Genomic DNA, 24,189 nt, shown 5'->3' on the forward strand with positions numbered 1-24,189 from the left:
GTCGCTCGAAGAGAATCGAACACCAGGCTCCCGGCCACCCCCACGGGAGGGTCCGGGCAGTTGCAGAGGCAGTGCTGTCACATGCCGTGCCGGCGGTAGCAGTGCCGAAGAGACCAGCCGGCGAACTTGGACAGGAGATCAGATGAGTCGACAGGTGAATGAACTCAACTGGTTGATCACTGACTTTGCCGACCGTGTACCCGATGTCGCCCACGCGATCGTCGTCTCGTCCGACGGTCTTCCGTTGGCGGCGTCCGCGGGCTTCCCGGCCGACCGGGCCGACCAGCTGGCGGCGATCGCCTCCGGTCTGTCCAGCCTGACCCAGGGCGCGGCCCGGGTGTTCGAGGGTGGAGCGGTCGCCCAGACCGTCGTGGAGATGGAGCGGGGGCTGATGCTCATCATGGCCATCAGCGACGGCTCCTGCCTGGCGGTCCTGGCCTCCGCGGAGAGCGACCTCGGTCTGGTCGCGTACGAGATGACCCTGCTCGTCGAGCGGGCGGGGCGGGCGCTGACACCAGCGGCGCGCACCTCGGGAATCCACTGATCCACCACCGACAGGAGGAAGTGGTGGCACCTCACAGTAGAGATGCCGGGAGCGCCTCGTGGTTCGGACAGCCGGGCGGTCCCCCCACCGGGGGGATTCCGGCGGTTCCGGGCGGCGGAGATGTTCCCCGACCTATCCAACAACCGTACGATCAACGATCCGCGGCGGGCAGCGCACCCAGTTCACTGGTCCGCCCCTACGCGGTGACCAAGGGCCGTACCAAGCCGAAGTCACAGCTTCCCCTCGAAGCTCTGATCTCGACGACGACGACGGCCCTCAACGAGTCGGGGACGCTGACGCCCGAATGGCAGGCGATCAGCGACCTGTGCCGGGAATGGCGTTCCGTGGCGGAGATCTCCGCGCTGTTGCGGATGCCGCTCGGCGTGGCGCGGGTGCTTGTGGCGGACATGTCCGAGCAGGGACTGGTCCAGATCAGGTCTTCGCTCAACAACGACGCCCGCCCGAACACCAACCTGCTTGAAAGGGTGCTCAGTGGACTTCGCAAGCTCTAGCCCGGCCGAGGAAGGCGGTGCTGGGGGGAACGCGATGACGTCGGTCAAGATCGTCGTCGCCGGGGGCTTCGGTGTCGGGAAGACGACATTCGTGGGCTCCGTCTCCGAAATCGTGCCGCTGACCACCGAAGCGGTCATGACCAGCGCCAGCGTCGGGGTCGACGACCTCGCCAAGACGCCGGACAAGCAGACCACGACCGTCGCCATGGACTTCGGTCGTGTCTCGCTCGACTCCGACCTGATCCTGTACCTGTTCGGCACCCCCGGACAGCACCGGTTCTGGTTCATGTGGGACGACCTGGTCAAGGGTGCCATCGGCGCCGTGGTCCTGGTGGACACCCGCCGCCTGGCGGACTGTTTCCCCGCGATCGACTACTTCGAAGAGGCGCGTCTGCCCTTCATCGTGGCGGTCAACGGGTTCGACGGGTACTACCCCCACGCCGCGGACGAGGTCCGGGACGCGCTCACGCTCAGCCCGGAGATTCCGATCGTCCAGGTGGACGCCCGTGACAGGGCCTCCACCAAGTCGACGCTCATCACCCTCGTCGAGCACGCCATCACGGTGGGGGACCCCGAGGGCGCCGCAGGACAGCCCACCTCCACCGGCGGCCAGAACTCCTGGCGCTAGCGGAGGACCGCAAGGGCCGGGGTCCCGCACAGTGCACGGCCCGGTTCCCGTGGTACGGGAACCGGGCTTCCGTGCTGCCTGGCATCATGGCCGGATGAGCTCTTCCTCCCAGCCGGACCCCGGGGCGATGACCCGCCGTTTCCGCGAGGTCGCCGAGCGCGTGCTCGACGCCCTTCTCGACGAGAGCCCGGAGTGGGCCCTGGACCTGGGGGACCCGCGCGGCGCGGACCGCCTGTCCGACCACTCCGAGGAGGCCGACGCGCGACGCGTGCGGCTCTTCATCGATGCCCTGGGCTCGCTCGACGACATCGACGACGACGTGCTGTCCCCGGGGGACCGGGTCGACCTGGAGGTGCTGCGCTCCCGGGTGAGCGCGGACCTGTGGCGCACCACCGAGCCGCGCCCCCTCTCCCACGACCCCTTGGCGTACTCGCCGGGCGGGGCCCTCCTCCCGCTCGTCGAACGCGACCTGCTCCCGCTCGCCGACCGGCTGCGGGCGCTGGCCGCCCGCTGCTCCTCACTGCCCGAATACCTGGCCGTCGCCCGTGGACGCCTGGAATCGGGGCCGGGCATGTCCCGGATGCACGTGGAGACCGCGCTCGCCCGGTTGGAGGGCGCCCGTACGCTGCTCGACGACGCCGTGCCGGCCCTGGCCGCCCGGGAACCCGACATCGCCCCCGCCGACCTGGAGAACGCCCTGGAGGCCGCCCTGGTGGCCGTGGAGGAACACGGCGAGTGGTTGAGCGGGCGGCTGGAACACGCCACCGCCGACCCCCGCCTGGGGGAGCGGGTCTTCGCCGCGCGGCTCTGGTACACCCTCGACTCCGAACTGTCCCCCGAGGCGCTGCTGGTCCGCGCCGAGAGCGACCTCATCGCCACCGAGGAGGCCATCGCCGAAATCGCCTCCGCGTACCTGCGCCGGCCGCCCGGTCCCGGCCTGGCGGCCGAGGCCCTGGCCAGGGTGGCCTCCGAGAACGCCACCGACGACGCCACGATCCGACCGCTCTGCGAGGACGCGCTCGCCTTCCTGGACCGCCGGGTGCGCGAACTGGACCTGGTCACGGTGTACGACGACCCCGTCGAGGTCGTCCCCATGCCGAGGGCGCGGCGCGGGACCACCGTCGCCCGCTGCGAACCGCCCGGCCCGCTCGACCCCCGGGTCGGGCAGAGGCCGACCCGCGTCGCGGTGTCCCCGCCCCCGGGGGAGTGGTCCGCCCGCCGCCGGGCGTCGTTCTTCCGCGAGTACAACGCGGTCCTGCTGCGCGACCTCATGATCCACGAGGCCATGCCCGGCCACGCCCTCCAACGCGCCCACGCCGCCCGGCACGAGGGCGCCACCCGGGTCGGGCGGGCGCTGCGGAGCGGTCCCTTCGTGGAGGGCTGGGCGGTCTACGCCGAGGAACTGCTGGCCCGCCACGGATGGTCCGGCGACCCGGCCGCCGACACGGTCCTGCGCCTGGTGCGGCTCAAGACGCGGCTGCGGATGATCCTCGACGCCATCCTGGACGTGCGCCTGCACACCGGCGACCTCACCGAGGCCGAGGCGATGACACTGCTCATGGACCGCGGCCACCAGGAGGAGGGCGAGGCGGCCGGCACGTGGCGCCGGGCACAGCTGACCAGCGCCCGACCGTCCACCCACTACGTCGGCCACGCGGAGGTCGCCGACATCGCCCGCGATCTGGCCGTCGCCCGTCCGGGCGCGTCCGAGCGGGCGCTCCACGACGCGATGCTCGCCCACGGTTCCCCGCCGCCGCGCCATCTGCGCACCCTGCTCGACCTGTGACGGCCCCCGGCCGCGCCCCGGGCGCCCCAGGGCGCTTCTATGCTGGAGCGGCGGACAGGACACGTGGACGAAGGGGGAGAGACGGGCGATGGCGGACGGTTCCGACAGCGGTCGACAGGACCGGGGCGAGGTCCCCGGCGCGGGCACCGGGAACCCCGACGGGTGGGATCGGTTGTGGACCCCGCACCGCATGGCCTACATCAAGGGCGAGGGCAAACCCACCGGATCGCGCCCCGAGGACGGCTGCCCCTTCTGCCGCGCCCCCGGACTGGGCGACCCCGAGGGCCTGGTGGTACGCCGCGGTAAGAGCGCCTACGTCGTCCTCAACCTGTACCCCTACAACAGCGGGCACCTGCTGGTGTGCCCCTACCGGCACGTGTCGGAGTACACCTCCCTCAACGAGGAGGAGACCGTCGAGGTCGCGACCCTCACCCAGGAGGGCATCAGGGCGCTCACCGCCGCCTACCGGCCCCACGCCTTCAACGTGGGCATGAACCTGGGCGCGGCGGCCGGCGCCGGCATCGCCGCCCACCTGCACCAGCACATCGTCCCCCGCTGGGGTGGCGACACCAACTTCATGCCGGTCATCGGGCACACCAAGGTGCTGCCCGAACTCCTGGAGCAGACCCGGGCCGGGATCGCCGGTCACTGGCCCGGCGAGTGATGGCCGTCGGCTCCGTGGGGTCCCGCGTCCTCCCGGTCCGTCCGACGGGCACGGGGGCGCGCCGTTCGCGACGAATCGCCGTTCCCCGACCGACTGTTAGGATCGTCGCCGTGCGCGACAACGAGCACGCGCACGAGCGGTACCTCCCAGAACTCCAGACATCCGGGCCGGTGCCGACCCGGACGACGTCGATCGCGCACGGATCGCGGACCCTTCTGTCCGCGAAACGCCGCGTACGTCAGGAATCCCCCGGCGTTCGCCGAGGGAGGGTGCACTAGACGACATGCTGAGAATCCTTCGTCCCATGGTCTCCAGGGTCACCGCTCCGCTCGGTCGGAGCCTGGCCCGCATCGGCCTGACCCCCAACATCGTCACCATCCTCGGCGCCACCGGCGTCGTGGCGGGTGCCCTCTACTTCTATCCGCGCGGGGAGTTCTACGCCGGTTCGGTGGTCATCACCGTCTTCGTGCTCTTCGACATGCTCGACGGCGCGGTCGCCCGGGCCAAGGACGCCGAGAGCGCGTTCGGCGCCTTCCTGGACTCCAGTCTCGACCGCATCGCGGACGCGGCCATCCTGGCCGGACTGCTGTGGTGGTTCATCGCCGACGGCGACGACCCGCTGCTCGCCGGCCTCACCCTGTTCTGCCTCATCAGCGGCTTCATGGTGTCCTACATCAAGGCCCGCGCCGAGGGCCTGGGCGTCAACTGCGACGTCGGCGTCGCCGAACGCACCGAACGCCTCATCGTCATCCTGGTCTCGGTGGCACTCAGCGGGTTCGGCGTCCCCTACGTCCTGGCCGGTGGCCTGTGGGTGCTGGCGGGTATGAGCCTCCTCACCATCCTCCAACGCCTTCTGGAGACGCGGGCCCGCCTCAACGAGGCCGACCGGATCCGGAAGGAAGAGGAGGCCGCGGAGGCCGACACCGGCTTCGCCGAGGACGCGCGCGACATCGGGCACGGGGACACCGACGAGGGCGCCGCCGAGCCGACGTCCGGCAACCAGCGCTAGGGCGTGTTCCGTGGATGCCGTCCGTCGCGTGGCAGGGTGAGTATCAGCGGAACACGCCTTGGAAGAGAGCGAAGGGACGACGTGGACGAACGGGTGGCCGAGCTGGCCTACGCCGCCGGATGGTCGGCCGTCCGGCATGCCCCCGAGAGCGTGGGGCGGGCGGTGTTCCGCGGCATCGCCGACCGCTCCTGGCGCGCCCACGACGAGGGCACCCGCGGCCTGGAGCGCAACCTGCGCCGACTGCTCGGGCCCACGGCCACCGAGGCCCGACTGCGCGCCCTGTCCCGCGCCGGTATGCGCTCCTACATGCGCTACTACTACGAGATGTTCCGCCTGTCGGCCATGCCGGACGAACACATCCTCGGCAACACCCGCGCCACCGGGATCGAGGTCCTGGAGAAGACCGTCGCCGAGGGGCGCGGTGTCGTCGCCGCCCTGCCCCACATGGGCAACTGGGACCACGCCGGGGCGTGGATGACCCTGCGCGGCACCCCGCTGACCACCGTCGCCCAACGCCTGCGCCCCGAGGGTCTGTACCGGCGCTTCACCGCCCACCGGGAATCCCTGGGCATGGAGGTGCTGCCGCTCACCGGCGGCGCCGAGACCGTGGCCACCCTGGCCCGCCGTCTGCGCGCGGGCGGACTGGTGTGCCTGCTCGCCGACCGTGACATCAACGGCACCGGCGTCGAGGTCGACCTGTTCGGGGAGCGCGCCCGCGTTCCCACCGGCCCGGCCGCACTGGCGATGAACACCGGCGCCGCCCTCATGCCGGTCTCCCTGTGGTACGACGGACCGTACTGGAACATCCGCGTCCACGACGAGATCCCGATCGCCGACGGCCCGCACCGCTCGGAACGCGTCCATCGCACCACCCGGGAGCTGGTCCGGGTCTTCGAGGGCGCCATCGCCGAGCACCCCGAGGACTGGCACATGCTCCAACCGATCTTCAGTCGCGACCAGGACGACGACCGGATCCGCCGCCACCGGCGGGAGACGGAGGCCGCGTTGCGGGCACTGGAACACCGGGGCGGACGGATCCGATAGGCCATGGGCATGCGGATCGGTCTGGTCTGCCCCTACTCCTGGGACGTCCCCGGAGGGGTCCAGCAGCACGTCGGCGACCTCGCCGACGCCCTCATCGCGCGAGGGCACGAGGTGTCGATCCTGGCCCCGGTCGGGGATCGGCCCGTCGAACTCCCCGACCACCTGGTCCCGGCCGGTCGGCCGGTCCCCGTGCCCTACAACGGGTCGGTGGCCCGGCTCAGCTTCGGGCCGCGTACCGCCGCCCGGGTCCGCAAGTGGATCACCCGAGGCGACTTCGACGTCGTGCACATCCATGAACCCGCCGCGCCGAGCGTCTCCCTGCTGGCCTGCTGGGTCGCGGAGGGACCCCTCGTGGGCACCTTCCACACCGCCAACCCGCGCTCGCGTGCGATGGCGGCCGGCTCCCACGCGCTGCGTTCGGCCCTGGAGAAGATCCACGCCCGCATCGCGGTCTCCGAGGCCGCCCGCCGCACCCTGGTCGAACACATCGGCGGTGACGCCGTGCTCATCCCCAACGGGGTGGCCGTCCGCCGCTTCGCGGACGCCCCGCCCCTGCCCGGGTTCCCCGGCGAGGGCGGTTCCATCGGTTTCCTGGGGCGTTTGGACGAACCCCGCAAGGGGCTGGCCGTACTGCTGGAGGCGTTCGCCCTGCTGGCCCCCCGCCGCCCCGGGCTGCGCCTGCTGGTGGCCGGTCCCGGCGACCCCGGACCCGCCCTGGCCGCCGTCCCCGACCGGCTGCGCGACCGTGTCGTCCTGACCGGCCGACTCGACGACGCGGACAAGATCCGCGCCTACCACTCCACCGACCTGTTCTGCGCGCCCAACCTCGGCGGCGAGAGCTTCGGCATCGTCCTGACCGAGGCCATGGCCGCCGGGGCCGCGATCCTGGCCAGCGACATCCCCGCGTTCGAGGCCGTCCTGGACGGGGGTGTCGCCGGTGAGACGTTCGCCGTGGGCGACGCCGCCGACCTGGCCCGCCGCGCCGACGCCCTGCTCGACGACCCCGCGCGCCGGGACGCGCTGTCCCGGGCCGCCCGGCTGACCGTGCGCGCCTACGACTGGGACACCGTCGCGGCCGACATCGTGCACGTCTACGAGACCGTGCTGCCGGGGGACGCCGCCGCCCTCCTGCCCGGACCGGGATCGCGCGGGAACACGTGACCGCGCACCACCGCGCGTCCCCGACCCCGACCCCGACCCGCGGCCGGGCCCCGGTGGCGTGTCCGCGCGTCGTCGCCCTCGCCGGGTCCGTAACCTGGGGTGAAAGGGGGGAAGGGCCATGATCGAGGACGTCCTCGTGGTGTTCGTCGTCATCGGCGCGGTCCTGACGATGATCGCCTGCGGGTTCTACGCGTCGTGGCGGGCCACCCGGCTGCACCGACTGCACCGGCGTGTGGACCTGTCCCGCGCCGGGCTGCGGGCCGCGCTCGAACGACGCAGGGCGGTCACCGCGGACCTCGTGCGGGAACTCGGCCCGACCGCCGGGGCGGAACTGGGGGCCGCGGTCACCGCGGCCGACGGGGGCGAGCCCACCGAGAGCGAGCTGTCCCGGGAGCTGCGCCGGACCCTGGCCACCGCCGCCCTCCGGACCGGGGACATCGCCGCACTCCTGCCCGACGTCGCCTCCGCCGCCAAGGGCGTCCACCTGGCGAGGGTCTTCCACAACGCCGCCGTGGCCGACACCCACAGGGCGCGCCGCTCCCGGGTCGTGCGCCTGCTGCGCCTGGCCGGTGGGGCACCGCTGCCCGATTTCTACGAGATCGACGACAGACCCCCCGACATCCCGGTCCCCGTGCCCTCACCCGACACCATGTAAGACCCCGGCCCGCGAAAACGCCGATCTGGCCAAAGCCCACCGAACCGGGGGGAACTACCATGGTGGTCCGGGAGACCCAGGGTGCGCGGCGCCGAGGCGTCGGCGCATCCTCATGCGTGCGGCCGCCTGCCGCCGCCCGGGCGTACCCAACCCCTGGAAACACTGATGGGACGGGAGTCCACCACCGTGGCTGACAACGCATCGCCCACCTCCGACAACGCCGTCGGTACCCAGCGCGTCAAGCGAGGCATGGCCGAGCAGCTCAAGAACGGCGTCATCATGGACGTCGTCACGCCCGAGCAGGCCAAGATCGCCGAGGACGCCGGTGCCGTCGCGGTCATGGCCCTGGAGCGCGTCCCCGCCGACATCCGCAAGGACGGCGGCGTGGCCCGCATGTCCGACCCGGACATGATCGACGGCATCATCGAGGCCGTCTCCATTCCGGTCATGGCCAAGGTCCGCATCGGCCACTTCGTCGAGGCGCAGGTCCTCCAGTCCCTGGGCGTGGACTTCATCGACGAGTCCGAGGTCCTCACCCCGGCCGACGAGGCCCACCACATCGACAAGTGGGCCTTCACGGTGCCGTTCGTGTGCGGCGCCACCGAACTGGGCGAGGCCCTGCGCCGTATCGCCGAGGGCGCGGCCATGATCCGCTCCAAGGGCGAGGCCGGCACCGGCAACGTCGTCGAGGCGACCCGCCACATGCGGTCCATCCGTTCGGCGATCAAGCGCCTGGGCACCCTGGACGAGGCCGAGCTGTTCGGCGCCGCCAAGGAACTGCGCGCGCCCTACGACATCGTCAAGGAGGTGGCCGAGCTGGGCAAGCTGCCGGTTCCGCTGTTCTCCGCCGGCGGTGTGGCCACCCCCGCGGACGCCGCCCTCATGCGCCAGCTCGGCGCGGAGAGCGTGTTCGTCGGCTCGGGCATCTTCAAGTCCGGCGACCCGGCCAGGCGCGCCGACGCCATCGTGCAGGCCACCCTGCACTACGAGGACCCCGCCGTGATCGCGCGTGTCTCGCGCGGACTGGGCGAGGCCATGGTCGGCATCAACCTGGACGAGCTGGCGGACTCCCAGCGTTACGCCGGTCGCGGCTGGTAGCGGACCTTCGCCCCGGGCGGCCCCCGGGCCGCCCGGGCCCCGTACGCCGTGACCCCGCGCTCCCCTTCGCCCTCCCACCGCATCAGAGTGAGGCCGTACGTGACCCACAGACCGACCATCGGTGTCCTGGCCCTGCAAGGGGACGTCGCCGAGCACCAGCGCGTCCTGGACTCCCTGGGCGTGCACACCGTCAAGGTGCTCACGCCGGAACGACTGGACGCGATCGACGGTCTGGTCCTCCCCGGCGGAGAGTCCACCACCATGTCCAAGCTGGCCGTCCGGTACGGGCTGCTGGAGCCGCTGCGCAAACGGATCCGCGCCGGGATGCCCGCCTACGGGACGTGCGCCGGGATGATCATGCTGGCCGACCGTATCCTGGGGGGTACCGACGATCAGCGGACCGTCGGCGGCATCGACATGACGGTGCGGCGCAACGCCTTCGGCCGACAGACCGAGTCCTTCGAGACGGCCGTGGACATCGACGGCCTGGACGGGGGGCCGTTCGACGCGGTGTTCATCCGGGCCCCGTGGGTGGAATCGGTCGGCCCCGACGTCACGGTCCTCGGAGAAGTCCCCGGCGCCGATGAGGCCGGTAGGATCGTCGCCGTACGACAGGGCGGCCTGATGGCCACGTCCTTCCATCCCGAACTGACCGGAGACGCGCGCATCCACCGCCTCTTCGTCGACATCGTGAAAGGACTCGCATGAGCGGCCACTCCAAGTGGGCCACCACCAAGCACAAGAAAGCCGTCATCGATGCCAAGCGCGGCAAGCTCTTCGCCAAGCTGATCAAGAACATCGAGGTGGCCGCGCGGACCGGTGGCGGTGACCCCGACGGGAACCCCACGCTCTATGACGCCATCCAGAAGGCCCGCAAGAGCTCGGTGCCGCTCGACAACATCGAGCGCGCCCGCAAGCGCGGATCCGGCGAGGAGGCCGGCGGCGCCGAGTGGCAGACCATCATGTACGAGGGCTACGCCCCCGGCGGTGTCGCCCTGCTCGTGGAGTGCCTCACCGACAACCGCAACCGCGCCGCCTCCGAGGTGCGCGTGGCGGTCACCCGCAACGGCGGCAACATGGCGGACGCCGGTTCGGTGTCCTACCTGTTCAACCGCAAGGGCGTCGTCATCGTGCCCAAGGAGGGCACCACCGAGGACGAGGTCACCATGGCGGTCCTGGAGGCCGGCGCCGAGGAGATCGAGGACATCGGCGAAGCCTTCGAGATCGTCTGCGAGGCCACCGACCTGGTACCGGTGCGCAGCGCCCTCCAGGAGGCCGGCATCGACTACGAGTCGGCCGACTCCAGCTTCCTGCCGACCATGGAGGTCCCGGTGGACACCGAGACCGCCAGGAAGGTCCTGCGCGTGGTGGACGCCCTGGAGGACTCCGACGACGTCCAGAACGTCTTCACCAACGCCGACATCCCCGACGAGGTCATGGCCGAGATCGGCTGATCGCCTCGCCGTCGACACGCCGGTGGCCGCACCCCGAGGGGTGCGGCCACCGGCGTTCGGTCTGTCCGCGCGGATCGTTGGGCTGCCCCCCAGGGCGATCGCACGACCCACCTCCCCCGACCGCTGCCGGGAGGTGCCGGACGCCTTCCTCGCCGACCCCGACGAGGCGCGCCGGACGGCACCGCGCACGGCCTACCTGGAGATCCCCGAGACGCAGCGGAGGTACGTCCTGGGCGACATGGACGCCGAGGACGGATCGTTGGTCGCCGTGGCCTTCGGGCCGGGCGGGACCCCTCCAGCCCGGGGCTCGAACGCGCGCGTCACCGAGAAGGAGCACGGGTACGCCCGGGAGTACTTCGCCGAGCGCGATGCGTGGGCCGCCCGCGCGCCCGCCGACGAGGGGATCGACGGTCCGGGGGAGCCCGGACTCCTGGCGTTGCGCAACGACTTCCCCGTCCCGGTCACCGTCGACGGGACGCGGTACCCCACGGTCGCGCACGCCTACCGGGCCCTGTCCACCGACGACCCGGAGCGACGGGAGATCGTCCGGGTGGCCGAGAACCCCCACCAGACCGCTCGGCTGGGCCGGGAGTCGCCGCGCAGGCGGGGCCGGGCCGGGGCGCGGACCGCCGTCATGCTCCGCCTGCTGCGCGCCGAGTTCGAGCAGCACCCCGACCTCCCCGAACTCCTGCTGTCGACCGGGGACCGGACGATCCTGTACGACGACATCGGCTCGCCCTCCTGCTGGGGGCGGCACGAAGCCGGCGGGCGCGACTGGGCGGGTCGTCTCCTGGAGGTGGTGCGGGCCGAACGCTGCGCGGACCGCGCCGGTATCTGAGAGAGGATCGCCCGCCCCCGGTCGAGGACGGCACCGGTATCGAGGGCGATCCCCTCGCCTTCGAGGACGGACCGCACCGGCGACCACGCCCGGATCGACCGGCCCGACGACGTGTGGTCCCTCGCCGGGACCTGAGGCGGGCGGGTGGTGCGCCGCCGCGAGAGGCCCGCCGGGCGCCCCGTGTTCTTCCCGGTGCTCGACCGCTGCCACGGTTCCCCGTACTCCCGGAAGCCGTCGGCCATGCCGGTCGAGCGCACCGAGGCCGGCCCCAACGGCGTGGACGAGTTCCAGGGGTCCTTCCGCGTCCCGCTGTGGGGCCGCCGACGGCGGGATCGCCCCGCTCGGCCCCGGCGGTCACCTCCCGGCGGTCGAGGCGGCCACCGGTGGGGGCTTCCGGGTGGACACCACCCGCCACCTGACCGTCGTCCGAGGTCGCGGCCGAGCGGACCGTCGGTCGCGGGGCCACCGGTCCGATGATCGCGGGTTCGACCACGGACTCCCGGGCCGAGGGTGGTGCGCCCCACCGCCGGCCGTTCCGGCTCACACCGGGGAGACGACCCGGGCGTCGGAGCGGGTGGGGCCGGAGAACACCGCCTCCAGCGGGACCCCCAGGGCCTCGGCGACCGCCTCGGGCGGGGTGGGTCCCCCGGCCAGCACGGGACGGGCCCTCGCGAGGGCGTTCGCCAGCGACTCCTGGCGGCGCAGGTGGGCCTCGGCGCGGGCGTCGAGGCGGCCGGGTGCCGGGTGCAGCGGGTGACTCGGCGCCGGGGCGTCGCCCGGGGTGGGTTCCAGGGGTCGCCCCGCCGGGTCCGTGTAACCCGTGCAGCGGCGCAGCCGGTCGCCGGCCGCGGCGGCGCTGTCGGCGTGCGTCACCACCAGGGAGTCCACCCCGCCGGTGGCGGCCAAGGCGTACCGGTGGGCGGCCAGGTCCAGGTGGCCCACCCGGAACGCCCCCTGCCAGGGGTGCGTCCCGTTGTGCGGCTCGGGCAGCGGACCGGCCAGTGCCGGGGCCTCGGTGGGGAACGGCCCCGCCCCGTGCCGGGTGGTGTAGGCGCGCACCACCCCGATCCGGCGGGCGTCGCCGGGGCGGCCCGCCTCGGCCAGCAGCGCCAGCGGGTTCGCGGTGGTGGTCGTGGACCAGGTGGTGTGCGGGTGGAAGCCGTGCCACTCGTCCAGCAGCACCCCCTGGGCGCCCTCGAACACGACCGGGACACGGGCCAGCAGATCGGGCAGGTACGTCTCGTCCACGATGCGCACCCCCCGCGCGAACCCCCCGTACGCCGTGACGCAGTCCTCGACGTCCGGGTGTTCGCGGGTGTCGTCGCCGAGCTCGCGGCGGAGCGCGTCCAGGTGGTCGGCCAGCCGGTGCAGTTTGCGGCGCATCACCGCGGGTGCGCGGCAGTCGCCGACCGTGGGCGCGTCCCCGGTACGGGCCAGGGCGTAGGCCATCGTCTCGCCCACACCCATCCCGCACGATCCGTGGCGGCCGCCGCCCCGGGCCCGCTCGCGGACCCGGTTGGCCTCCTGGTGCCAGGGGGTGGCGATCAGCGCCCGCTCGTCCACCGTGACCAGGGCGAACGGGTCCGCGACGCCGAGGGACGCCAGGTGGGCGCCCTCGGCGGCCAGCGCGAAGGGGTCCACCACCATCAGCCGGGACAGGTGCGTGGGCACCGGCCCGCCCGGGGCCAGGGTCCCGGCCCCGAACTGGGAGAACGTGTGGTGTCGGCCGTCGGGCGTCACCACGTTGTGGGCGGCCTGGGCGCCCCCGTTGGCGCGCACGACGGCGCCGTGGCGCCGCCGTGCGCACAGCAGGTCGACCGTCACACCCTTGCCGGCGTCGCCGAACCCGAGGTCGACGACGACGGCGTTGGTGTCGGCCCACGGGCCGGTGCTCACAACCGGTCCGTCCCGGGGGCCGGGACACGGGTGCCGGGCAAACCGGTCGAGCGCACGATCGAGCCGCGCGGACCGGCCAGCGGCCGCAGCGCCCTGCCCACGACGTCACCGGCGTCCGACCCGGCGTCGGCGAGGTCGGACAGTCCCTCCTCCAGGTCGATGGCCTCCTCGGACAGGCCGATCGTCACCGCGATGGTCTCCGACACCGCGCCCAGGTCGTCCAGGTGGATGACGTTCTGGCCCAGCTGGTCGTCCCAGAAGGACCGCACCGCGTCGTTGGTGAAGTGGCTGCTGCCGCTCGGCATGATGAAGTACACCTCGAACCTGTGCCGCAGCTCGGCGAGGATCCGCGGGAACGGGATGTCCTCGGACAGGTCGTCGCCGATGACCTCGCGGACCTCGCGGGCCTTGACCTTGCCGTAGGCCTTCTCGTCGCCGATGAGGAACAGGTAGCCCTTGCGGCCGCGCTTGTCCAGGCAGTCCATGGCGGTGTGCCGGGCCATGAAGTACATGGCCAGCTCGTAGGACTCGGTGACCTGGCCGCCGCCACCGCCCTCCAGCAGGATCTTGCCGAGGTCCTCCTCCAGCTCGTTGCCGGACTCGAACTGGCCGACCTGGAGCGGCGCCCGGTCGCAGGTGGCGTCGCCGATCCCGCCGAACAGGATCTGCGGGTGCTCCACGTAGCCCTTGCGCAGCAGCAGGCCGAACAGCGAGGGCAGCTTGGTCTGGAGCACACGGGGGACGCGCCCCATCGATCCGGTGACGTCGAACAGGACCGAGATGGCCAGGGACTCGGGGTGGGCGTCGGAGTCGCGGCTCTCACGGACCGTGACGCCCTTGGGGTCGAGCGTCTCGTGGACCTTCCACTCGGCGCGGGGGACGGACGCCAACACGTCGTCGGTGTAGCCGAAGTCGCTGTGTCCGGCGGCCGCGTTGTAGGCCTTGCGGGCGTGGTAGGCGTCGGTGGACCAGTGGCTGCTTCCCATGACGGGTTCTCCTCTTTCAGTGGGGGTCGGGCATGGTGAACGTGCGGAACCGGCGCGGCCCGTAGAGCCGCTCCAGGACGTCGTCGAGTTCGATCAGCAGGGTGAACCCGTCGGAGGGGCGCTGTTCGGGCGCCGGCAGGGAGCAGCCGCGGGCGAACGAGCGCAGTTCTCGGGGCAGGCGTCCGGCGGTGACGTATTCGACGCACCGGGTCGCCATGTAGATGTCGGTCCGCACCGAGGCGGGGCGGCGTTCGGCCACCTCGGGCGGGTAGAAGTCCTTGCGGTGGGGGACCATCGCGGGGATGTGCGGGGCGCCGTGCGCCGCGTGCGCGGTGACCGAGTAGCACCAGTCGACCAGGATCACGCCGTGCTCCTCGGGGTGGATCAGCACGTGTTCGGGCACCACCGCCCCGTGCACCACCCCGGCCCGGGAGGCCGCGTCGAGCGCGACCAGCAGGCGGCGCCACATCCACGCGGCGTCGCGCGGGTCGACGCCGTCGGGGTACGCGCGGCGCACGTCGGCCAGGCTGTGGAAGCCGTCCCACCGGGCCAGCACGTTGGCCCTGCGCTCGACCCCGGTCGCGGCGTCGCGGTGGCGGATCGACTCCACCAGCCGGGGGAAGAACGCCCGCGCCTCGCGCGGCCCGTGCTCGCGGATCCGCTCCAGGGCGGTGGCCTCGGCCTCCATGAGGTCGTTGTCGCGCGGGGCCCGGGGCACCTTGAGCACCGCGTCGCGCCAGTGGTCGTCCCGGTAGCGGACGGGGTACAGGTCGGCGATGTCGCCCGAGGCGAGGGGGGAGGGCCCCACGTGGTAGCTGCGGGCGGCGGTGACCACCACGTGGTCGTCGAACCCGAGTCGGCCCTGGACCGCCTTCCGGTAGCGCGTCCACATCTCGGTGAGCCGGGTGAACAGAGCCGCGTCACCGGTGGGGGTGTCGGGGTGCAGCGACCGGGCGAGCCGCCGGTGCGCCGCGACCGCCGCCGGGGGCACGGCCGTGGTGTCGGTGGGGAGGGGGCCGAACAGGTCGGCGGGGTCGTGGGCGGTGAGGACGGCCCGGGTCGCCTCATCGACGGTCATCGGAATCTCCACGGGTGTCATGGGCGCTCCTGAGCAGGGGCGGGTGCAGGGCGGTGGTGCCGCCCGCCCGGTACAGGCGGGGGCGGCGACCGCCTCCGGGGCCGCCGCGCTCGGCGAGGTCCCCGGTGTCCTCGACGAACCCGGGGGCGGCGAGGATCTTGCGGTGGAAGTTGGCGGCGTGCAGGGGCCGGTCCCACACGGCCTCGTACACCTCGCGCAGGTCGGTGATGGTGAACAGGGGCGGTAGGAACGCGGTGGCCAGGGAGGTGTACTCCAGCTTGGCGCGGGCCCGTTCGACGGCGTCGGCGATGACGCGCGCGTGGTCGAAGGCGGGTTCGTACTCGGCGGGGCCGCCGTGCCCGAGGGCGCGCCAGGGGACCCAGGCGGCCTCCGCGATGTCACGGCCCTGCTCGGGGTCGGGCAGGTCGGGGGCCAGGAGCATGTACGCCACCGAGAAGACCCGCATGCGGGGGTCGCGGTCGCGGGCGCCGTAGGTGCCCAGCTGTTCGAGGTGGAGCGTGGTGGGCAGGGCGGTCTTCTCCGCCAGGACCCGCAGCGCGGCGTCGGGCAGGTCGGGGTCGGCCGGTCCGGCCGGGCCGTCCTCGGCCCGCACGAACCCGCCGGGCAGCGCCCAGCGGCCCCTCTGGGGGCGCGCGCCCCGGCGGACCAGCAGCAGCAGGGGTTCGCCGGCGCGGATCGTCATCGCCACCACGTCGACGGTGACCGCCACGGGCGCGAAGGCGTGCGGGTCGTAGGCGGCGAGGAAATCGCTCTCGTCCTCGTCGCGCCGCATTCCGTCGTCCACCATGGTCCCACCAGTTCTTCTCATCATGAGTTTTTCTCGATTCGAGAATAACTTAGCAGGCCCCTGCGACGGAGTCCACCCCTTTTCCCGTTCCCGGGGTCCGGTACGGTCGGTCCGGCGAAAGGGGAGAGAACGTGGAGAGCCTGAGCGACCTGGTCCGACCCGGCGCGACCATCGCCCTGGGCGACGGATTCGGCGCCCCCCGGGGCGTCACGGCCGAACTGTGCGCCGCCGCGGCGCAGGCCGGCGGGGTGCGCCTCGTCCTGGGCTGGGTCCCCGAACCCGACCCCGCGCTCGACCCCACCGCGTTCGCGGACGTGCGCACCGTCATGCCCGGCTGGGGACTGCGCGACCTCGTCGACCGGGGCCTCATCGCCCACCCGCCCGTGCGCATGTCCGGCGTCCCCGCCCTGCTGCACGGTCCCTGGCGCCCCGACCTGCTCATCGCCTCCCTGGTCCCCGTACCCGGCGGGTACGCCTTCGGCAGCGAGGTCTCCTGGCAGCGCACCGCCATCGACGCCGGCGCCACCGTCGCCGGCGTGGTCTCCCGCGCCCTGCCCCGCGCCGACGCGGGCGCCCCGCTCCCCGCCGACCGCGTCGTCGTCATCGGCGGGAGCGATCGCCCCGCCGGCACCCTGCGCCCCTCGCCCACCGGCCCCGACCAGGTCGCCATCGCCCGGCACCTGGCCCCCCTGATCTCCGAGGGGGTCCGCCTCCAGCTCGGTTTCGGGGCGGTGCCCGCCGCCCTGGCCGCCGAACTGCGGGTCCCGGTGCGCATCGACTCGGGCCTGCTCCCCGAGGCCGTCGTCGACCTGGACGAGCGCGGCCTCCTGCTGGGCGACCCCGTCGCCATGTACCTCGTGGGCGGCCCCCGCCTGCACGCCTGGGCCGACGGTCGCCCCCTGCTGCACCCCGTCGAACGGGTCCTGGACCCCGGCCGACTCTCGGCCGACCCCTTCATCGCGATCAACACCGCCGTGGAGATCGACCACGACGGCCAGGTCAACGTCGAGGGCACCGCCCGAGGGGTGCTGGGCGGCATCGGCGGCCACGCCGACTACGCCGCGGCCGCCACCCGTTCCATCGGCGGGCTCAGTGTCATCGCCATCCCCACGCGCCACCGCGGCCGCCCCACCCTGGTCGAACGCCTCTCCCGTCCGGTGACCACCCCCTCCCAGGACGTGGAGGTCGTGGTCACCGAACGCGGCGTCGCCGACCTGCGCGGTCTGTCCCGGGCCGAACGTCGCGCCGCCCTGGCCGATCTGTGGGGCGCGAACCGCCACTGAACGTCCCCCGCCACCGATACGCTCGACCACCGTGGCCGTGTCGGCCGCGCACCGGGGCGGCGACACACCGGGCCGGTCACGGGACGTCCGTCCGTCCACGGCACTAGCATGGTGCGAACGAACGTTCGAGAAAGGTGTGGGGCGCGTGCGCGTGTTGGGGATCGACCCGGGGCTCACCCGGTGCGGCGTCGGAGCCGTCGAAGGCGCCATCGGCCGCCCCTTGAGCCTGATCGCCGCCGACGCCATCCGGACCGGCCCCGACACCGCCCTGCCCCAGCGCCTCCTGGGCATCGAGCGCGGCATCGAGCAGTGGCTCGACGAGATCCGCCCCGACGCCGTCGCCGTCGAACGGGTCTTCGCCCAGCACAACCTCAGCACCGTCATGGGCACCGCCCAGGCCAGCGGCATCGCCCTCGTCTGCGCCGCCCGACGCGGCCTGCCCGTCGCGCTGCACACGCCCAGCGAGGCCAAGGCCGCCATCACCGGCAGCGGTCGCGCCGACAAGGCGCAGGTCGGCACCATGGTCGCGCGTATCCTCGGACTCGACGGTCCGCCCCGACCCGCCGACGCCGCCGACGCCGTCGCCCTGGCCATCTGCCACATCTGGCGCGGCGGCGCCCAGGCCCGGGTCGCCCAGGCCCAACAGGACTTCGCGCGCAAGGTGGAACTGGCCCGCCGCGCCCGCGGCGCCCGCCCCTAGGGAAGGAGAAGGGCACCCGGTGCCCGCTATGACATGATCGCGTTCCTCACCGGCCGGGTGGCCGCACGCGGCGCGGGCAGCGCCGTCATCGACGTCGGCGGGGTCGGCATATCCGTGCAGTGCACCCCCAGCGCCCTGGCGCGCCTGCACGTCGGCGAGACCGGCACCGTCGCCACCAGCCTCGTCGTGCGCGAGGACTCCCTCACCCTGTTCGGGTTCGCCGACGACGACGAGAAGCACCTCTTCGAACGGCTCCAGACCGCCTCCGGTGTCGGCCCCCGGCTGGCCCTGGCCATGCTGTCGGTGCTCGACCCCGACACCCTGCGCCACGCCGTCGCCACCGAGGACACCGCCGCCCTCACCCGGGTCCCCGGCATCGGCAAGAAGGGCGCCCAGCGCATCGTCCTGGAACTGCGCGGCAAACTCGACACACCCGTCCTCACCGACGGCACCCTGCCGTCCGCCCCCGTGTCCGGGGCCGGACCCAACGGCGCCTGGCGCACCCAGGTCGTCTCCGGCCTGGTCAACCTCGGCTGGTCCGGCAAGGACGCGGAGGCCGCGGCGGCCGCCGTCGCCCCCCAGGCCGAGGAGACCACCGACGTCGCCGTCCTGCTGCGCAGCGCCCTGCGCACGCTCAGCCGCGCCTAGGAGCACCCCGTGTACGACCACGACGACCGACCGACGGGCCCCGCCGACCCCTACGGGCGCGGAGCCGTCTCACCCGAGGCCGGTGCCGACGAACGCCAGGTGGAGGGCGCCCTGCGTCCCCGCTCGCTCGACGACTTCGTCGGCCAGGAGCGGGTGCGCGACCAGCTCTCCCTGGTCCTGGACAGCGCCCGCAAGCGCAACCGCGCCCCCGACCACATCCTCATGTCCGGCGGACCCGGCCTGGGCAAGACCACCCTGGCCATGATCATCGCCGCCGAACTCGGCGCGCCCCTGCGCATCACCTCCGGACCCGCCATCGAACGCTCCGGCGACCTGGCCGCGGTGCTCTCCACCCTCCAGGAGGGCGAGGTCCTCTTCCTGGACGAGATCCACCGCATGGCCCGCCCCGCCGAGGAGATGCTCTACGTCGCCATGGAGGACTTCCGGGTCGACGTCGTGGTCGGCAAGGGCCCCGGCGCCACCGCCATCCCCCTGGACATCGTGCCCTTCACGCTGGTCGGCGCCACCACGCGGGCCGGCATGCTGCCCGCCCCGCTGCGCGACCGCTTCGGATTCACCGCCCACATGGACTTCTACACGGCCGAGGAACTGGAGCGCATCCTCCACCGTTCGGCCGGTCTGCTGGGCGTGCCGCTCGCCGAGGACGCGGCCCGCGAGATCGCCGGGCGTTCGCGCGGCACCCCCCGCATCGCCAACCGCCTGCTGCGCCGGGTCCGCGACTACGCGGAGGTGCGCGGTGACGGGATCATGTCCCTGGACACCGCCCGCGCCACCCTGGAGCTCTACGAGGTGGACGAGCTGGGCCTGGACCGCCTGGACCGCGCCATCCTCGACGTGCTGCTCAACCGCTTCCGCGGCGGCCCCGTGGGCCTGTCCACCCTGGCGGTGTCGGTGGGGGAGGAGGCCGAGACCGTCGAGGTGGTCGCCGAACCCTTCCTGGTCCGCTCCGGTTTCCTGGCCCGCACCCCGAGGGGGCGGGTCGCCACCCCGCTGGCCTGGGCGCACCTGGGGATCACGCCCCCGCCCGACGCCGCGTTCGGCGCCGCCGCGGCCGTCGGCACCACGGGCCCCGGCACCACCACCGGCAACGGCGCGGGCGCGACCTCCGGCACCCCCTGACCGCCCCGGCGCAGGTCACGGAAAGGCCTCGACGCGAAACCCAACCGTTAACACTCCGATCTCCTCCGGTGGGGGAACGGTGACCGGCGCCACGTAAGCTGTGACGAACCGACCGAGAACGGGGTTGACGCCCCGACCCGGGAGTGTCGTCCGACACCGAAGGAACGCTTCGGCCGTCCGGAGCGTTGTCATCACCGGGTGTCGAGCGGACCACAGTGTCCGGACCGGCACGAACAAGGTGGTCGTCGCGGTGACCGTGCCGTCGGCCACACGACGAAGACTTCAGGAAGGACGCCCCGTGCAGGGCCTTTACCAACTCGCCGAAGGTGCCCAGGGAACCTCCGCGGGCGGAGGAATCCTCTCCTCGCTCCCCATGATCGCCCTCATCCTCCTGGTGTTCTGGCTGCTCATCTGGCGGCCCAACCAGAAGCGGCGTCAGCAGGAGATGAAGATGCAGAGCGACCTGGTCCCCGGAGTCGAGGTCATGACCAAGGCGGGCATCTACGGGACCGTCGTCGAGGTCCACGACAACGACGTGATCCTGGAGATCTCCCCGGGCACCCGTATCCGCATGCTCAAGCCGGGCATCGGCGAGATCATCACGCCGCAGGCCGACGACACGCCGGTCGAGGACCGCCCCGACTTCGGCGACGACGACCCCAAGCCCAACAACTGACGGTCGACGCGGCCGTCGCCGGAACGCCCTCGCGGCGCTCCCGACGCGCCGTGCCCGGCCGACGCGCCGACCTCCGGTACCGGCCCCACCGGGGCCGGTACCGTCGTGTTCCCGCCCGGTGCGTCACGCCCCGGGCGGCGCGACCCCGAACCACAGCAGAAGGTCCACACCGCACCATGGCCCACGACAACACCCCCGCGGACACCGCAGTCGACCTGGACGAGATCCTGGCGCGCATCCGCGACATCCCCGACTTCCCCAGGCCCGGGATCCTGTTCAAGGACATCACCCCGCTCCTCGCCGACCACGCGGCGCTCGCCGGGACCGTGACCGGGCTCGCCGCCCCCTTCCGGGACGCGGGTGTGGACCGGGTGGTGGGGCTGGAGGCCCGCGGATTCATCTTCGGCGCGCCGGTCGCCCTGACGCTCGGGGCCGGGTTCGTCCCGGCGCGCAAAGCCGGGAAACTCCCCGCGGCCGTCATCGAGCAGCCCTATGATCTGGAGTACGGGACCGCGACCGTGGAGGTCCACGCGGACGCGATCACCGCCGGATCCCGCGTGCTCATCGTCGACGACGTACTGGCCACCGGGGGGACCGGGCGGGCCGCGGTGGACTTGGTCCGCAAGGCGGGTGGTACGGTCGTGGGATTCTCCGTCCTGATGGAGCTCACCGCGCTCCGGGGACGCGAGAGGCTGTCCGACGTGGAGCCGCACGCACTCCTTTCGGTCTGAGCCCGGACCCCGCGCGGTCCGAGCACGGCCCACCGCCCGTGACGCGGGCGAGCCCTCCGGGAATGCCCGGACCGGATCCGCCGTTGACACCGTTCCCGACACCCCGGACACGAGGGGTGACGGACCGAGTGACACGGGTCATGGGGTACCGCGTTCGCGCCGGTGGGGGCCCACTAGACTGGCGGGTGGGACACCGCGGCGGCCGTGATCGGCGACCGGCCCTGATGATACGCACGTGCACCGGTGGAGCCGGGCGATGCCGACCGCCCGAACGATCCGGGCGGAACCGCGGGAGGTAGGCATGCCAGGCGAAGTGGTCTCGACCGGGACGGTGTCCGAGCACGGAACGCACGGCGAGGAGCCCGGCACCCCCCGGGCGCCCCGAGAAGACCGACCGGAGGGCGCCGCCGGCACAGCGGCGCCCTCCGCCGTATCCACGCCCTCCACCGTGCGAGTACGCAGAAGGCTCGCCCGACTCGGCGCCCAGCGGGGAGTGACGATGAACCCGGTGCTGGAACCACTGATCAAGACCGTGCGCGCCACCCACCCCAAGGTGGACGTGCGGCTCATCGAGCGCGCCTACGAGGTGGCCGCGCACTATCACCGGGATCAGAAACGCAAGAGCGGCGACCCCTACATCACCCACCCGCTCGCCGTCGCCACCATCCTCGCCGAACTCGGCATGCAGGAGGCCACCCTGGCCGCCGCGCTGCTGCACGACACCGTCGAGGACACCGAGTACTCCCTGACGGAGCTGCGCGCCGACTTCGGTGACGAGATCGCCGAACTCGTCGACGGCGTCACCAAACTCGACAAGGTCAAGTACGGCGAGGCCACCCAGGCCGAGACCGTCCGCAAGATGGTCGTGGCCATGGCCCGCGACATCCGGGTCCTGGTCATCAAACTCTGCGACCGGCTCCACAACATGCGCACCCTGCGCTATCTGCCGTCGGTCGCCAAACGGGAGAAGAAGGCCCGCGAGACGCTGGAGATCTTCGCCCCCCTCGCCCACCGACTGGGCATGAACACCATCAAGTGGGAGCTGGAGGACCTGGCCTTCGCCACCCTCTACCCCAAGCGGTTCGACGAGATCGCCCGCCTGGTGTCCGAACGCGCCCCCCGCCGCGACGTCTACCTTCAGGAGGTCATCGAGGCGGTCTCCGGCGACCTGCGCGAATCCAAGATCAAGGCCACCGTCAAGGGCCGGCCCAAGCACTACTACTCGATCTACCAGAAGATGATCGCCCGCAACGTCGGCTTCGACGAGATCTACGACCTCATCGCCGTGCGGGTCCTGGTGGACAGCGTCCGCGACTGCTACGCGGCCTTGGGGACCATCCACGCGCGGTGGAACCCGGTGCCGGGGCGGTTCAAGGACTACATCGCCATGCCCAAGTTCAACATGTACCAGTCGTTGCACACGACGGTCATCGGACCCTCGGGCAACCCCGTCGAACTCCAGATCCGCACCCGCGCCATGCACCGGCGCGCCGAGTACGGCATCGCCGCCCACTGGAAGTACAAGGAGGACCGCAACAGCGGCGGAGCCCCCGTGCCCAAGGGCGGCTCCGACATGGCCTGGCTGCGCCAGCTCATCGACTGGCAGCAGGAGACCAAGGACCCCGGCGAGTTCCTCGAATCGCTGCGCTTCGACCTGTCGGTGCAGGAGGTGTTCGTCTTCACCCCCCAGGGCGACGTCATCTCGCTTCCGCAGGGCGCCACCGCCGTCGACTTCGCCTACGCCGTGCACACCGAGGTCGGTCACCGCACCGTCGGTACCCGGGTCAACGGGCGTCTGGTGTCGCTGGAGAACGAACTCCACAACGGCGAGACCATCGAGATCATCACCTCCAAGGACCCCGACGCGGGTCCCAACCGGGACTGGCTCGACTTCGTCAAGAGCGCCCGCGCCCGCAACAAGATCCGGCACTGGTTCACCAAGGAGCGCCGCGAGGCCGCCATCGAACAGGGCAAGGAGGAGATCGCGAAGGTCATGCGCAAGCAGGAGCTCCCGGTCAAGCGCCTGTTCAGCGGAGAGGCCCTCATCGCCCTGGCCAAGGAGCTCCGCTACCCGGACGTGGACGCCCTGTACGCGGCGGTGGGGGAGCGGCAGGTCAGCGCCCAGAACGTGGTCACCAAACTCGTCGACTCCATGGGCGCGCCGGACGGCCACACCGAGGACATCGTCGAGCCGGAGCCGCCCACCAAGGCGCCCCGCCAGCGCCAGCCCGGCAACCCGGGCGTGGTCGTGGAGGGCGACGCCGACGTGTGGGCCCGGCTGTCCAAGTGCTGTACGCCGGTGCCGGGCGACGACATCGTCGGGTTCGTGACCCGCGGCAACGGCGTGTCGGTGCACCGCGCCGACTGCGTCAACGCCGCCACCCTCGACGCCGAGCGCAAGGTGCGGGTGGACTGGTCGCCCACCGAGGACTCGCTGTTCCTGGTCGCCCTCCAGGTGGAGGCCCTGGACCGGGCCCGGCTGCTGTCGGACATCACGCGGGTGCTGTCGGACCAGCACGTCAACATCCTGTCGGCGACCGTGCAGACCAGCCGCGACCGGGTCGCCCAGAGCCGGTTCACGTTCGAGATGGCCGACCCGGCCCACCTGGGGAGCGTGCTGCGCGCGGTCCGCGGTGTGGACGGGGTCTACGACGTGTACCGCGTCCGCAACTGACCGGCCCGCACGACCGGACGCGCCACTCCCGGCACTCCTGACACGCTCTCCGCCGACCCCGCTCCGGTCCGAGGGCCGGGGTCATCGAACGGGGCGGGCGCGACGGGGGACACCGGAGCGGAACCCGCACGGCGGTTCGCCGTGGCCGCCCACGGTCGCGCCGACGGCACCCCGGC

Annotated in this window: 24 protein-coding genes; 20 read left to right on the forward strand and 4 right to left on the reverse strand. The window is 72.6% G+C overall.

Going from position 1 to position 24,189, the window contains the following annotated elements:
• The first annotated feature begins 142 nt into the window (after positions 1-142).
• The 13 genes from PWG71_RS02220 to PWG71_RS02280 all read left to right on the forward strand — a co-directional run bounded on the left by PWG71_RS02220 (position 143) and on the right by PWG71_RS02280 (position 11,393).
• Positions 143-544 carry a roadblock/LC7 domain-containing protein gene (locus tag PWG71_RS02220; RefSeq protein ID WP_274807750.1) on the forward strand — a complete coding sequence of 134 codons (402 nt, stop codon included), beginning with the start codon at positions 143-145 and terminating at the stop codon, positions 542-544.
• Positions 545-639: 95 nt separating this feature from the next.
• Positions 640-1,056, forward strand: a complete 417-nt coding sequence (locus tag PWG71_RS02225) for a DUF742 domain-containing protein (RefSeq protein ID WP_370634665.1) — start codon at positions 640-642, stop codon at positions 1,054-1,056.
• Between the two features lie 34 nt (positions 1,057-1,090).
• Positions 1,091-1,684, forward strand: coding sequence for a GTP-binding protein (locus PWG71_RS02230; protein WP_274807752.1), 594 nt, complete (start codon positions 1,091-1,093; stop codon positions 1,682-1,684).
• Between the two features lie 127 nt (positions 1,685-1,811).
• Positions 1,812-3,470, forward strand: coding sequence for a DUF885 domain-containing protein (locus tag PWG71_RS02235; protein WP_274808116.1), 1,659 nt, complete (start codon positions 1,812-1,814; stop codon positions 3,468-3,470).
• An 88-nt stretch (positions 3,471-3,558) separates the two neighbouring features.
• The gene (locus PWG71_RS02240) at positions 3,559-4,134 is read left to right on the forward strand and encodes an HIT family protein (protein WP_274807753.1); all 576 of its coding nucleotides are present in this window, start codon (positions 3,559-3,561) and stop codon (positions 4,132-4,134) included.
• A 304-nt stretch (positions 4,135-4,438) separates the two neighbouring features.
• Positions 4,439-5,143, forward strand: a complete 705-nt coding sequence (pgsA, locus tag PWG71_RS02245; RefSeq protein WP_274808117.1) for a phosphatidylinositol phosphate synthase — start codon at positions 4,439-4,441, stop codon at positions 5,141-5,143.
• Positions 5,144-5,224: 81 nt separating this feature from the next.
• Entirely contained in the window at positions 5,225-6,187 is a 963-nt protein-coding gene (locus PWG71_RS02250) for a phosphatidylinositol mannoside acyltransferase (protein WP_274807754.1), read from the forward strand.
• 3 nt (positions 6,188-6,190) lie between these two features.
• Complete coding sequence (locus tag PWG71_RS02255; protein WP_274807755.1) at positions 6,191-7,348, forward strand: glycosyltransferase family 4 protein; 1,158 nt, start codon at positions 6,191-6,193, stop codon at positions 7,346-7,348.
• 118 nt (positions 7,349-7,466) lie between these two features.
• Positions 7,467-8,003 carry a hypothetical protein gene (locus tag PWG71_RS02260; protein ID WP_274807757.1) on the forward strand — a complete coding sequence of 179 codons (537 nt, stop codon included), beginning with the start codon at positions 7,467-7,469 and terminating at the stop codon, positions 8,001-8,003.
• 186 nt (positions 8,004-8,189) lie between these two features.
• The gene (gene pdxS, locus PWG71_RS02265) at positions 8,190-9,101 is read left to right on the forward strand and encodes a pyridoxal 5'-phosphate synthase lyase subunit PdxS (protein WP_274807758.1); all 912 of its coding nucleotides are present in this window, start codon (positions 8,190-8,192) and stop codon (positions 9,099-9,101) included.
• Positions 9,102-9,200: 99 nt separating this feature from the next.
• Positions 9,201-9,809: a pyridoxal 5'-phosphate synthase glutaminase subunit PdxT gene (pdxT, locus tag PWG71_RS02270; protein WP_274807759.1), complete on the forward strand. Its 609-nt coding sequence runs from the start codon at positions 9,201-9,203 to the stop codon at positions 9,807-9,809.
• Positions 9,806-10,555, forward strand: a complete 750-nt coding sequence (locus PWG71_RS02275) for a YebC/PmpR family DNA-binding transcriptional regulator (protein ID WP_274807760.1) — start codon at positions 9,806-9,808, stop codon at positions 10,553-10,555. The genes pdxT and PWG71_RS02275 overlap by 4 nt, the downstream gene beginning before the upstream one ends.
• A gap of 22 nt (positions 10,556-10,577) precedes the next feature.
• On the forward strand, positions 10,578-11,393 hold the full coding sequence (locus tag PWG71_RS02280; protein ID WP_274807761.1) for an NADAR family protein: 816 nt from the start codon (positions 10,578-10,580) through the stop codon (positions 11,391-11,393).
• Between the two features lie 540 nt (positions 11,394-11,933).
• On the opposite strand, the gene PWG71_RS02285 is transcribed toward PWG71_RS02280, so the two are convergent.
• The 4 genes from PWG71_RS02285 to PWG71_RS02300 are packed head-to-tail and all read right to left on the reverse strand — an operon-like array spanning position 11,934 to position 16,182.
• Complete coding sequence (locus PWG71_RS02285; RefSeq protein WP_274807762.1) at positions 11,934-13,289, reverse strand: adenylosuccinate synthetase; 1,356 nt, start codon at positions 13,287-13,289, stop codon at positions 11,934-11,936.
• Positions 13,286-14,275: a hypothetical protein gene (locus PWG71_RS02290; protein WP_274807763.1), complete on the reverse strand. Its 990-nt coding sequence runs from the start codon at positions 14,273-14,275 to the stop codon at positions 13,286-13,288. Before PWG71_RS02290 ends, PWG71_RS02285 begins: the two co-directional genes overlap by 4 nt.
• Before the next feature lie 16 nt (positions 14,276-14,291).
• Positions 14,292-15,353, reverse strand: a complete 1,062-nt coding sequence (locus PWG71_RS02295) for a molecular chaperone DnaJ (protein ID WP_274807764.1) — start codon at positions 15,351-15,353, stop codon at positions 14,292-14,294.
• Positions 15,340-16,182 (reverse strand): NUDIX hydrolase, encoded by an 843-nt coding sequence (locus PWG71_RS02300; RefSeq protein WP_446724971.1) that lies wholly within the window; start codon positions 16,180-16,182, stop codon positions 15,340-15,342. Before PWG71_RS02300 ends, PWG71_RS02295 begins: the two co-directional genes overlap by 14 nt.
• A gap of 110 nt (positions 16,183-16,292) precedes the next feature.
• Between PWG71_RS02300 and PWG71_RS02305 the strand changes: the two genes are divergently transcribed.
• The 7 genes from PWG71_RS02305 to PWG71_RS02335 all read left to right on the forward strand — a co-directional run bounded on the left by PWG71_RS02305 (position 16,293) and on the right by PWG71_RS02335 (position 24,013).
• Entirely contained in the window at positions 16,293-17,444 is a 1,152-nt protein-coding gene (locus PWG71_RS02305; RefSeq protein ID WP_274807765.1) for an acetyl-CoA hydrolase/transferase C-terminal domain-containing protein, read from the forward strand.
• Positions 17,445-17,589: 145 nt separating this feature from the next.
• The gene (gene ruvC / locus PWG71_RS02310; protein WP_274807766.1) at positions 17,590-18,144 is read left to right on the forward strand and encodes a crossover junction endodeoxyribonuclease RuvC; all 555 of its coding nucleotides are present in this window, start codon (positions 17,590-17,592) and stop codon (positions 18,142-18,144) included.
• A gap of 33 nt (positions 18,145-18,177) precedes the next feature.
• The gene (ruvA, locus tag PWG71_RS02315; RefSeq protein WP_274807767.1) at positions 18,178-18,792 is read left to right on the forward strand and encodes a Holliday junction branch migration protein RuvA; all 615 of its coding nucleotides are present in this window, start codon (positions 18,178-18,180) and stop codon (positions 18,790-18,792) included.
• 9 nt (positions 18,793-18,801) lie between these two features.
• The gene (gene ruvB, locus PWG71_RS02320) at positions 18,802-19,932 is read left to right on the forward strand and encodes a Holliday junction branch migration DNA helicase RuvB (protein WP_274807768.1); all 1,131 of its coding nucleotides are present in this window, start codon (positions 18,802-18,804) and stop codon (positions 19,930-19,932) included.
• 298 nt (positions 19,933-20,230) lie between these two features.
• A complete protein-coding gene (yajC, locus tag PWG71_RS02325) occupies positions 20,231-20,608 on the forward strand; it encodes a preprotein translocase subunit YajC (protein ID WP_274807769.1) in 378 nt (125 codons plus the stop codon).
• 176 nt (positions 20,609-20,784) lie between these two features.
• Entirely contained in the window at positions 20,785-21,339 is a 555-nt protein-coding gene (locus tag PWG71_RS02330) for an adenine phosphoribosyltransferase (protein WP_274807770.1), read from the forward strand.
• Positions 21,340-21,838: 499 nt separating this feature from the next.
• Positions 21,839-24,013: a RelA/SpoT family protein gene (locus PWG71_RS02335; RefSeq protein ID WP_274807771.1), complete on the forward strand. Its 2,175-nt coding sequence runs from the start codon at positions 21,839-21,841 to the stop codon at positions 24,011-24,013.
• Positions 24,014-24,189 lie beyond the last annotated feature (176 nt).

It is taken from the genome of Nocardiopsis sp. N85, assembly GCF_028882275.1.
Classification (GTDB): Bacteria; Actinomycetota; Actinomycetes; order Streptosporangiales; family Streptosporangiaceae; genus Nocardiopsis; species Nocardiopsis lambiniae.